The following is an 11784-nucleotide window of genomic DNA, read 5'->3' on the forward strand; positions in this document are numbered from 1 at the left end:
AAACCCGAGGCTCCAAAGGTTCCTGAGGTAAAGGCTCCTGAGGCTCCTAAGGTTCCCGAAGTCAAGGCTCCCGAGGCACCTAAGGTTCCCGAAGTTAAGAAACCCGAGGCTCCTAAGGCAGAACCCAGAAAAGCTGTCGTTGCTCCCGTTAAAAAGCCTTCATCCCACATAAACGGACTCGAACCTATCAAACAGCTCGCACCTAAGGAAAAGTTCGAGAATAAGCCGAAATTCGATTTCATAAACTCATTCATCCCAAAGGAGAACGAACCCGAAAAGAAGCCTGAACCCGTACAAAATCCTGCACCTGTTCAGCAGTCCGCACCCGAGGTAAAGAAGCCTGAACCCGTTCAGAATCCTGCACCTGTTCAGCAGTCCGCACCTCAGCCGACAGCAGAAGCACAGCCCGAATCCGAGGAGAAAACCACTGTAGACGATTTCTTCATGGACGGCACTACTCTCGTTAAGTACAACGGCACCAAGACTCGCGTTGAGATACCCGATACAGTCGAGAGAATAGGCTCGGGCGCTTTCAAGAACTGCACAAAGATAGTCTCTGTTATCATGCCCGATTCTGTCAAGAGAATGGCTGATTCCGTTTTCGACGGATGCGTTTCCCTTGAAGAAGTAAAGCTCTCTGCTTCGCTTAAAAAGATAGGCTACAAGACATTCAACGACTGCGAATCACTTAAATCCATAACCATACCCGAAAACGTTTCCGAACTTATGAACAGCGCTCTCACTTGCGGTCTTACCGAGATAACATTCGAGAGCAGCATCACTACATGGGAACTTGAAAACGAATACACCGCAGGTTCGTTCCACGTTGACAGAAAGGGTAACGGCGACGGAGTTTCAAAGCTCATTTTCGGCAGCAATACTTACAGTGCAGCTGAGCTTTACCGTCACAAGAGCATTGCAAACTATCTGATAAGTCTCGATCTCTGCATCCACTGCGGAGGAAAATTCAACATATTCGGAAAGTGCAAGAACTGCGGAAGAAAGAAAGATTATTGATCTACAGGAGGATGATTTATGTCGTTTGTAAAGGTAAAGTGTCCCAGATGCGGCGAGATACTGACCGTAGATGACGAAAGAACGACATGGAACTGCCGTTTCTGCAATTCCGCTTTCAGAGTCGAGGAAGGTCTGAGACTGTATTCGGGCGGCGAACGTGAATTCATCATCAAAAGCGGAGTTCTTACAGGCTACCGCGGCAATTCACAGGAAGTCATAATACCCGACGGCGTGACCATAATCGGCGATAATGCCTTCGAGAACCACTCCGAGATAACGTATATCTTTTTCCCCGAAAGCGTAAATGCTATCGGCTCGTATGCGTTTCTCGGATGTACGGGACTCACCCGTGTGAACATTCCGCGGATAGGCTTCTCTGAAAACATTATGCCCAATAACGGCAGCATCCTCTCCGATATTGCCGATTACCTTACCGCTTTCAGCAAACGCAGATGCTGTATCGGTAAGGGCGCTTTCGGGGGCTGTACCGAGCTTACCGCCCTCGAAATAAACGTCGGCGCAGAGCGTGACAAGGAACGCTATATAAACATCGCAAAGTCCGCATTTTCAGGCTGTCATAAGCTCTCATCGATCACTATCGGCGCAAGCGTTTCAAAGCTTCAGCCGAACATCTTCGATAACTGCGACGAGAACGTGGTATTCGACTGGCCTTTCCTTTACCGTTCAGCCGAGTGCTCAAACGTCATACGCCGCCGTCAGGTCGAAAGACGCTGCCTCTACTGCGGCGGACACTACAAGGGCATCTTCACCAAGAAATGCCGTTTCTGCGGCAGACCGTGGCGCAGCGCCACATAATACAGAAAGAAGAAAGTAGAAAGCAGAAAGCTGTCAGGTCGGCAGTATAAGATTTCTGCAACGCTTTCTACTCTCTACTCTCTACTTTCTCAGACTGAAAGGAGTAACAATGAAATATACGCAAGGTCAATTCATTATAACAGATAAAACTGCTCTCGCAAGAGAGATATACAGCTTCACTATCGCCTGTCCCGAAGTGGCACAAGCTGCTTCACCGGGACAGTTCGTACATATCCGCGCAAAGGGATTCACCCTCCGCAGACCTATCTCTATCTGCGGCATCGATAAGGAAAAAGGCACTCTCCGCATCGTTTTCGAGATACGCGGTGAGGGTACCGAGGAGATCGCTCGTCTCAACAAAGGCGACCTCATCGACATGCTCGCTCCCCTCGGTCACGGCTTCACACTTGATGAAAACTTCCGCAAGGTCGTCCTCATCGGCGGCGGTATAGGTACTCCCCCCATGCTCCCTCTGGCACAGTACTACGGTGAACGTGCTGTTGCTGTATCGGGCTTCAGGAACGCCTCGGCTGTCATCTTACAGCAGGACTTCTCCGCAACAGGAGCCAAGACCGTCCTCTGTACCGACGACGGTTCGGCAGGTATCCACGGTTTCGTTACCCAGCCCCTTAAGGAACTGGCTGAAAAAGGCGGTATCGACGCAGTTTACACATGCGGACCAATGCCCATGCTCAAGGGCGTTTCCGCTATCTGTCAGGAGAACGGCATTTACTGCGAAATTTCACTGGAGGAACGTATGGCTTGCGGTATAGGCGCCTGTCTCGGCTGTGCATGCCGTACAAAGCGCAATGACGAGGAGTATTTCGCTCACGTCTGCAAGGACGGTCCCGTTTTCAAGGCTGAGGAGGTGCTCTGGTAATGGCTGATCTTTCTGTAAATGTATGCGGTATCGACTTCAAGAACCCTGTTATCCCTGCTTCGGGCGTTTTCGGCTACGGCAGAGAGTACGAGGAGCTTTTCCCGCTGAATAAGCTCGGCGGTATAGCTACAAAGGGTACTACACTTAAACTCCGCACAGGCAATATTGCCCCGAGAATAGCCGAAACTCCCGCAGGTATGCTCAATTCCGTGGGACTCCAGAATCCCGGCATCGACCACTTTATTTCCACCGAGCTCCCGAATCTGCTCACTAAGGACCTCGTTATCCTTGCAAATATAGCAGGTGCAACTCCCGAAGAGTGCGCCGAAGTTGCCGCTAAACTGGACTCTACCGACGTTCACATGATAGAGCTTAACATCTCCTGTCCCAACGTAAAGCAGGGCGGTGCGGCATTCGGTACGAGCTGTGAAATGGCGGCTGAGGTCACAAAAAAAGTCCGCGAAGCTACAAAGAAGCCCCTTGTGGTAAAGCTTTCGCCGAACGTTACAAGCATCGTCGACATCGCAAAGTCCGTTGAATCGGCTGGTGCGGACGCTGTCTCACTTATAAACACTCTCCTCGGCATGAGGATAGACATAAAAACACGCAGACCTATACTCCATAACAACGTGGGCGGTCTGAGCGGTCCCGCAGTTTTCCCCGTTGCTGTACGCATGGTATGGCAGGTGGCTAACGCTGTGAACATCCCCGTTATCGGCATGGGCGGCGTTTCCTCAGGACGTGACGCTATCGAACTCATGATGGCAGGCGCTTCCGCAGTTCAGGTGGGCGCGGCGATCTTCACAGATCCCTACGCTCCCGTTAAGATAATCGACGAAATGAGCGATATACTGGACGATATGGGCGTTTCATCCGTCCGTGACATCATCGGCACCGTTCAGCCCTGGTGAGTTTCAGTTAGCAGTAATCAGAAAGCAGAAAGCAGTGTAGTGGCGCAAAGTGTGCGCCCGTGATGACCGCATTATGATGAATCGATCTTAGCTCGGCGTTCCGTATGTATCGTTTTATTGAGTAATGAATAAATAATAATTGTGGTGTCCCCTTTCGGGGACGAATTAAATAATGTAGGGACGACCATTGGTCGTCCGCATGATCCGATATATACGCTTAGTAACAACGGACCGCCAAAGGCGGCCCCTACAGAATATCATGGTTACGGGTAATTGTACATTTACCCGGATTTCAAATACGTCCCCGTCAGGGAACACAACAATTTCGCATCAGATACAGGGGGTGTTTAGAATGATAATAATGTCAGTTGATTTCGGTGATTCCCGTACAGGCATCGCAGTATGCGGAAAAAGCGAGCTTATCGCCTCCCCTGTCACGGTCATCTTTGAAAAGGACTTCAACACCTGTATAGAAAAAACTGCCGCCCTCGCTAAAGAGCAAAGGGCGGAGAAAATAGTAGTAGGATTCCCGAAGAATATGAACGGCTCAGAGGGCGAAAGATGCGAGAAATGCACCCTTTTCGCAAGTGAACTGGAGAAGCTCTGCGGCATCCCCACTATCCTCTGGGACGAGCGCTGTACTACGGTCTCGGCGCATAACTACCTCAACGTTACCAATACAAGGGGCAAAAAGCGCAAGAACGTTGTGGACGCTGTTGCCGCCGTCATAATCCTTGAAAGCTACCTTGAATACAGGAAAAACACCGGCGAGACTAACTGATGAGCTGTTTCAGGTCTGAGATAAGTCCCGAAGCCGCCTTAATGGTCTTTCCTGCATCCTTTTTCAGGTTCATCCTGTCAAGGGGACCTGCCGCAGACAGTACAGAATACGCCATTCCTGCCGCTGCACCTGCCGCCGCTCCCTTGAAAATGGTTTTTATATCCATGTTTTAACACGCTCCGTTAATTTATTGCGGAAAACTCCGCAGTATATTTTCTGAGCAATTACAAAAATTATTCATGAGGCAAAAAAATGCATGAACTTAACATAGTCCTCGTCGAACCCCAGATCCCCCAGAATACAGGCAATATTTCCCGAACCTGCGCCGTTACCGGAGCGAAACTCCACCTTGTTCGTCCCCTCGGCTTCGAGGTCAGCGACAAGCACCTTAAACGTGCTGGTCTCGATTACTGGGACAAGCTCGATATCACCTACTACGACGGGCTCGACGACTTCTTCCGCCGTAACAGCGGAGGTCACTTTTTCTATTTCACCACCAAGGGACTCAACGTCCACAGCGACGCAGAATACCCCGATAATTCCTACCTGATTTTCGGTCGTGAGGACAAGGGACTTCCCGAATCGCTCCTTCACGATAACCCCGATAACTGCCTTCGCATACCCATGCGGAACGAGCTGAGAAGTCTGAACCTCTCAAACTCGGTAGCTATCGCCGTTTACGAGGTCCTGCGCCAGTGGGACTACCCCGACCTCTCCCGTGAGGGTAAGCTCACCCAGTACACCTGGTGATTCAGAAATCAGAGCACAGAAAGCAGTGTAGGGGCGCAAAGTGTGCGCCCGTGATTACCACATTATGATGAATCGATCGTAGGGGCCGCCTTTGGCGGTCCGTATGTATCGTTTTTATTGAGTAATGAATAAATAATAATTGTGGTGTCCCCTTTCGGGGACGGATTTAAAAATGCTAACGATTTGTAGGGACGACCATTGGTCGTCCGCATGATCCGATATATACGCTTAGTAACAACGGACCGCCAAAGGCGGCCCCTACAGAATATCATGGTTACGGGTAATTGTACGTATGCTGACGGACGGCGAACCACATTCAGATACATCGCCGTAAGATGATACAATAATGCCGAATAAAAAAAGGAGAAGAATAATATGTCGAAAATAATGATAATGACAGACAGCTGCTGCGATCTCCCAAGAGAGACCGTTGAAGAGCTCGGTATCACAGTCCTCCCCTTCGAGGTAACTCTCGGAGGCGAGTCTTTCAGGGAACTCATCGACAAGTCCTCGGACGAGGTCTACGAGCTTATGGCAAAGACCGACGAGATACCCAAACACTCCCAGATATCCCCTCTCAGGTTCGCAGAGGCATACAAGAACCTCTACGATCAGGGCTATACAGATATCATCTGCGTTTCTATCAACAGTCAGGGTTCGGGTACTTTCAACAACGCCGTTCTCGCTAAGAACGATTTCTTCGACGAGAACCCCGATGCCAAGGATAAGCTCCGCATTTTCAACGTGGATTCACGCTGTTATACGGTCTTCTACGGCTACCCTATCATCGAAGCTGTCAAGAAAATACGCAAGGGCGCCGAGGCTGAGGAGATCGTGGCTTACCTCGAGGACTGGTTCAACGTCTGCGGCATCTACGCTGTGCCATATAACCTCAAATATGCCAGAAAATCGGGACGTATCTCCGCTGCAAAGGCTTTTGCGGGCGAGGTTCTCGGACTTAAGCCTATCATCCTTTTTGCGGATAATACTACAGTTACCGTTGACAAGATAAGGGGCGAGAAGAACATCGTTCCGAAGCTCATCGAGTGCGCCGAGAAGAATATGACTCCCCAGACTCCTTACCTCATCCTCCACGGCAGGGACGATACTCTCGCTAAGGAGATCGAAAAGGAAATGTACAAGAAAACAGGCCGAAAGGCTGAGATGTTCGGCAAGATAGGCGCTGTTGTAGCCGCAAATATCGGTCCCGACATCGTTGCTATCCTTGTCAGAAGAAAAAACAAGTGAGCAGTGATTAGATATCAGAAATCAGAAAGCAGTAGGGGCGCACAGTGTGCGCCCTTTTAATGCATATACGTAATTGTGGTATCGTCTTTCAGCGATGATTTTAAAATGATTTGTAGGGGGCGATGCCCACATCGCCCCTACAAGGTAACATGCAACAAAATGTAGTGGACGGCGTCTGCGACGTCCCGTTGATAACCGCACATATATGGCAAAATAATTGTAGGGACGGCGATTCGCCGTCCGTTCTTGTTTACCGTATATTTAGGATAATGCGGACGGCCAATGGCCGTCCCTACATGGTATCTGGCTTACGGGTAATTGCGCGTTTATCCCAATTTCAGATCCGTTCCCGACAGGGGACACATTAATTCCGAATTAAAAAGGGCGCACAGTGTGCGCCCGTGATGAACACATCATGATGAACCAATTGTAGGGGCTGCCTTTGGCAGCCCGCAAAAAACAATACATACGGTCAAATAAAACGGACCGCCAAAGGCGGCCCCTACATGGTATCAGGGTATGGGTAATTGTACGAATACCCAATTTCAAATCCGTCCCCGACAGGGGACGCATTAATTCCGAATTCCGAATTAAAAAGGGCGCACACTGTGTGCCCGTGATGAACACATCATGATGAACCAATTGTAGGGGCTGCCTTTGGCAGCTCGCAAAAAACAATACATACGGTCAAATAAAACGGACCGCCAAAGGCGGCCCCTACATGGTATCAGGGTATGGGTAATTGTACGAATACCCAATTTCAAATCCGTCCCCGACAGGGGACGCATTAATTCCGCATTCCGTATTCCGAATTAAAAAGGGCGCTCGGAAAGCGCCCCTACTGATTTCTGATTTCTAATCACTGCTCACTTATTTTTCTTCTTCTTTTTCTTCTCTACCTTCGGGACAGCGTAAATCGGCTTAAGTGGCTTTGCGTGGCTCTTGAAGACTACATACGAGTAAATGCACATCAGTATATATATCACGCAGAGTACCAGCGAGATTATAAGCGCTTTCCTGAACCAGCTGGACTTTGTGAACATCGATGCCGCAAAGAGATTATACTTCGAGGACGAACGTTCAACGTCCGAAACTGCAACAAGCTCCACGGTGGTAAGAGGTTCGCCCGAATATTCGAGAGTCAGCTCACCAAGCGGCTCGCCCTTTTTGATAGGTGCCTGAAGCGTGGTGTTGTACCATTCAATCTTGTTCTTGTTGATAAGTGAGATGTCAATTTCATCGTACCAGAGAAGTGATATTTCTTCCTTCGGCTTTGCAAGAACGTAGTCATTGCCCTCCGCAAGACTTACGGGAAGCTCTCCGAGCTCTGCGGTATCCGCAAGCACTACCTGATAGGAGAAGTGGTTGAACGCCCAGTCGAAAAGGCTTATAGCGTCCTCGAGGTGATAGTAGACGTTGTTGCCGTCCGCATCGCTCATTGGTGCGCGCATGAGGACTACAAGGTAATTGTTGCCGTCCTTGCTTGCGATAGAGACTATATTACGTCCTGCGGCTTCGAGGTTTGCGGTCTTGATTCCCCTTGCACCGGGATAATAGTAAAGCTCGCTCTCGGGATCCATCATGGTGTTGGAGTGAGTCCATATCCAGTTTTCGTGACTTTCATGGCGCTCCATGTTGGGAACTGACGGATTATAGGTGAACGTGGACGAGATAGTGTCGAACAGCGGTACTGTCATAGCGTATTCCGTAAGCTTAGCCATATCCCTTGCTGTTGTGTACTGATCCTCGTCGTACATACCTGTGGGGTTAGTGAAGTGAGTGGATTCGAGTCCTATCTCCTTCGCCTTTTCGTTCATCATGTCCACGAAGGCTGAGACCTTGTGATCGCCGACATGATAGGCTATCGTCTGTGCCGCCTGTACCGAGGATTCAAGCATCATAGCGTAAAGCAGGTCCGTAACCGTAAGGACGTCCCCGTCGGATATATCCGAGATACGCAGGTCATCGGGATACTGAGTGTTGTAGAGTCCCTCATAGACCTCCTGATCCATAGTTATCTCCTCGTCGATGTTCTTGCACTCTTCAAGGCAGACAACTGCGGTCATGATATTGACGAGCGGTCCCGGCATCTGTCTGGTGTCGGCGTTTTTCTCGTGAAGTACCATGTGTGTATCGAGGTTCATAAGCACAGCGGATTCGCTGTGGATAGGTTCTTTAAGTGTGAAATTTATCGCTTTGGCGTCGGTCAAACGTATAAACGGAAGCAGAAGGACTACCGCCGTGAGCAATGCTGATATTCTCTTCATAATAACTCCTCTTTGCGAATAATTAGCTGAAAATACTGTTTTGGACTGTCAATGGACAGAAAAACAGCTTAACGCTTCTATTATATCACACATTTTCCGATTTGTCTATATCAACGGAAAAATTTTTCGTCCTTGAAGTCAGAACTAAAAGCTGAGAACTAAGTGTAGGGACGCATTCCGTGCGCCCTTTTAATGCGTAATTCGTAATGCGTAATTATTGTATCGCCTTACGGCGATGAATTTAAAATGATTTGTAGGGGCACATTCCGTGCGCCCGTCGATACACGTACAATAGCCCACATCCCTGATACCCTGTAGTTGGTCGTCCGCATTGTATAATATTAATGTGGAAGAAACCGGACGGCGAATCGCCGTCCCTACAATTATCTGTGGCACTTATATTTTTACGTGTATTTACGGGCGCTCGGAAAGCGCCCCTACAAAACGATTACAAATAGTCCTCGGAATCGGACGCAATAATTCCGAATAAAAAATCAGCCGCACTTTATGCACGGCTGAAATTTTATATATTGAAGGTAAAATGTACGTTTGAGTCAGATCAGTCCTTCTTGCGTGAAACGATTCCGACTACTGCTGCTGCAAGTGCTGTTAATGTAACTGCTGCTGCAGGGAAAGCGTCGCCTGTCTTTGGTGAACCGCTCTTTGCTGCTGCCTTTGTTGTTGCCTTAGCTGTAGTCTTTGCAGCTGCCTTTGTTGTAGTTGCAGCCTTTGTTGCTGTTGTCTGAGGAGCTGCTGTTGTTACTGCTGCTGTACCGTTATCGCGTACAAGCTGTGCCTGAGCGCCGTTGCCGATAGTAATACGGTTAGTGTCAGCCCTGTAGTAACCGCCGAAGTTAAGAGTCTCGCCTGTGTAGAAGCCTACAAAAGTAAGCGGAGTGCCTCCGATAACATCAGTTTTTATCTGTACAGAACCGTTTGATACATTGCCGTTTGCGTCTGTGTAGCTGTAAGTACCGTCAGCCTTTATCTCTACAGAACCGTTTGGCTTTGTACCGATATCAACTGTATCGCCGTCAGCTAACTGATAAAGCCACTTGCCTGCGATAGTCTGGATGTCAAGTGCGGGAGCTGCCTCTGTAGGAGCCTCAGTCGGTGCCTCTGTAGGTGCTTCTGTGGGAGCCTCTGTAGCTGCCTCTGTTGCTGCTTCGATAGCTTCTGTAACTGCTTCTGTTGCAGTCTGGATAGCTTCTGTAGGCTGCTCTGCACCGTTAAGTGTATCAGCTGCTGCTATCGGGAGTTCTTCCTCTGCGTTTGCACCGATAACTGAACCTGCTGCACATACACTGCACATCATTGCTGTAGAAAGAACTGCTGCTGTAAATCCCTTAAAAATCTTTTTCATAATTTACCACTCCTGTTTTAAAATAGATTGATTATTTTTAACGGGTTATTTCCGTTTTCATAAAATACATTCGTATTCAAAAATACGTTTGTGACAGTCTGTAACGTAGAACAAACAGATTTTTTCGGTCAACTTTTTATGCATAATGTACAAATCTGTCCCCAGCTGTATAGTTTGCCCCCCTCAGAAATCAGAAATCAGAAATCAGAAATCAGAGCGCAGAAAGCAGTAGGGGCGAGTTCCGCTCGCCAGTTGATGTACGTACAATTATCCGTTACCGTGATACATGATTAAACAATTTGCAGCGGCAAATAGCACACGTCAATCTGTTATTGACTAAACCAAACTTAAGAGTTATAATAAATGTGTACTCAGTAACCGCCTTTGGGCGGTTACTGCCCCGAACTTTGTTCGGGGAGCGCAAATTCCCTAAAATATAAAGAATTTGCGCGTCACATTTCTTTATGTCAAGCTCATTTTGCCTGAAAGGGCAAAACAAAGTGCAAGAAAAAACTTTAATATCATTATTTTCTTGCACTTTGACAACTAAAAAATGGCTTTGGAAGCTATAATAAGCCATTTTTTAGTTGTTGAGCAGACATTAATAAGGTATATTATAAATGAAAGGCAGTGAGTTCTATGATCAGTGTTACACAAAAGGATGCCGAAAAGGCTCTTGAAGAATACCGCAAGGAAAGTGAAATGCCAATGAAGTTAGGCGGAAAAATCGGCTCAAAGCTCGGTCCTGTTTTGATTGCAGTGATCATTCTGCTTATACTTCTGCCCATAAAACTGATATACAAGTTCCTTATCCTGATAGGATTTATCCTTGTCATCTTCTTAATACCATTAGTCATTATCTTCATTCATTATTCAGCTAAGATAAAACACACTTACCACGGAAAAAACAAACTTCGCTATACTCTGTCAGCACTCAGGAACAGGAAGTTTTTTGAACTCTTTAAAAATGAGATATGCTCCGATAACCTTCTGAATGCTTGTGACCGTGTCATAGCCTCGGAAACTCTTGAAAACTACCGCATCAGCATTATGTCTGTAAAGTGCAGTATGCTTTCGCTGAGACGCAGATTCACCGAAGCTCATGAGGTCCTGGACGAAATGCGGACGGTAAAGGCAGATGATGCAGTCAGACAAAATGAGATAGCTAGCGCCGAACTTCTCCTTTCAGCCTCGGAGGATCGCAAAGAGGACTTTCTCAATCTTCTGGATAAATACGAACCATGGATCGAACAGATAAAAAACCGCGATATCAACGGTCTTATCTCGGCAGCCTTACTTGTAAACACAAGAGATACCTTCCTCGGTAACTACAGCGAGGCTCTTGAATCCGCTCGAATTATCCGCTTTCTCCGTGATAACCAAAAACAGATGTCAAAGGATAATCAGATAAAGATCCCCACTACTAATTACGATGTTTTTCAGACAGCATCACTTAGTCTTTCAATGGCTGAGTGCTTTCTCGGTATGGGTGACATTGATTCCGCACGCAGTGAACTCGATGCCGCTGACCTCGAAATTTCCGCCCTTACCTGCGATATTCCCGATTCCTACGTGTATAACCACGAGAAACTTATCGCAGGAATCGGTAAAGAATGAATAGTGAATAAATGATAATTATGGATGAAAACGGACCGTCAAAGGCGTACCCTACATCGGTATCTGAGTACAATCAATTGTTCTGACACAGGGGCGAGCGGAACTCGCCCCTACAGGCTGACGGCTGACGGCTA

Annotated in this window: 11 protein-coding genes; 8 read left to right on the forward strand and 3 right to left on the reverse strand. The window is 47.9% G+C overall.

The window, feature by feature from the left end; translation table 11 throughout:
- From BT127_RS16695 to ruvX, 5 genes are all read left to right on the forward strand, one after another.
- A partial coding sequence (locus BT127_RS16695; RefSeq protein ID WP_175541908.1) for a leucine-rich repeat domain-containing protein occupies positions 1-1017 on the forward strand: 1017 nt, incomplete at its 5' end.
- An 18-nt stretch (positions 1018-1035) separates the two neighbouring features.
- Complete coding sequence (locus BT127_RS03905; RefSeq protein ID WP_075423719.1) at positions 1036-1833, forward strand: leucine-rich repeat domain-containing protein; 798 nt, start codon at positions 1036-1038, stop codon at positions 1831-1833.
- A gap of 109 nt (positions 1834-1942) precedes the next feature.
- The gene (locus tag BT127_RS03910; protein ID WP_075423720.1) at positions 1943-2713 is read left to right on the forward strand and encodes a dihydroorotate dehydrogenase electron transfer subunit; all 771 of its coding nucleotides are present in this window, start codon (positions 1943-1945) and stop codon (positions 2711-2713) included.
- Positions 2713-3624, forward strand: a complete 912-nt coding sequence (locus BT127_RS03915) for a dihydroorotate dehydrogenase (RefSeq protein WP_075423721.1) — start codon at positions 2713-2715, stop codon at positions 3622-3624. The genes BT127_RS03910 and BT127_RS03915 overlap by 1 nt, the downstream gene beginning before the upstream one ends.
- A 352-nt stretch (positions 3625-3976) precedes the next feature.
- A complete protein-coding gene (gene ruvX, locus BT127_RS03920) occupies positions 3977-4405 on the forward strand; it encodes a Holliday junction resolvase RuvX (RefSeq protein WP_075423722.1) in 429 nt (142 codons plus the stop codon).
- Here ruvX and BT127_RS16700 read toward each other — a convergent pair.
- Positions 4398-4571, reverse strand: coding sequence for a hypothetical protein (locus tag BT127_RS16700; RefSeq protein WP_173542172.1), 174 nt, complete (start codon positions 4569-4571; stop codon positions 4398-4400). The two genes, ruvX and BT127_RS16700, sit on opposite strands and share 8 nt — an antisense overlap.
- Before the next feature lie 86 nt (positions 4572-4657).
- Here BT127_RS16700 and trmL point away from each other — a divergent pair, with 86 nt between their 5' ends.
- Together trmL and BT127_RS03930 are read left to right on the forward strand one after the other, a co-directional pair.
- Positions 4658-5155, forward strand: a complete 498-nt coding sequence (trmL, locus tag BT127_RS03925; protein ID WP_075423723.1) for a tRNA (uridine(34)/cytosine(34)/5-carboxymethylaminomethyluridine(34)-2'-O)-methyltransferase TrmL — start codon at positions 4658-4660, stop codon at positions 5153-5155.
- 375 nt (positions 5156-5530) lie between these two features.
- Positions 5531-6403: a DegV family protein gene (locus tag BT127_RS03930; RefSeq protein ID WP_075423724.1), complete on the forward strand. Its 873-nt coding sequence runs from the start codon at positions 5531-5533 to the stop codon at positions 6401-6403.
- Between the two features lie 866 nt (positions 6404-7269).
- Here BT127_RS03930 and BT127_RS03935 read toward each other — a convergent pair.
- Both BT127_RS03935 and BT127_RS16705 read right to left on the reverse strand, forming a co-directional pair.
- Entirely contained in the window at positions 7270-8670 is a 1401-nt protein-coding gene (locus BT127_RS03935) for a D-alanyl-D-alanine carboxypeptidase family protein (protein WP_075423725.1), read from the reverse strand.
- Positions 8671-9229: 559 nt separating this feature from the next.
- A complete protein-coding gene (locus tag BT127_RS16705; protein WP_075423726.1) occupies positions 9230-10033 on the reverse strand; it encodes a hypothetical protein in 804 nt (267 codons plus the stop codon).
- 639 nt (positions 10034-10672) lie between these two features.
- Here BT127_RS16705 and BT127_RS03945 point away from each other — a divergent pair.
- Entirely contained in the window at positions 10673-11650 is a 978-nt protein-coding gene (locus tag BT127_RS03945; RefSeq protein WP_075423727.1) for a hypothetical protein, read from the forward strand.
- The last annotated feature ends 134 nt before the right edge of the window (positions 11651-11784 follow it).

The organism is Ruminococcus sp. XPD3002 (assembly GCA_900119535.1).
GTDB classification, from domain to species: Bacteria; Bacillota; Clostridia; order Oscillospirales; family Ruminococcaceae; genus Ruminococcus; species Ruminococcus flavefaciens_H.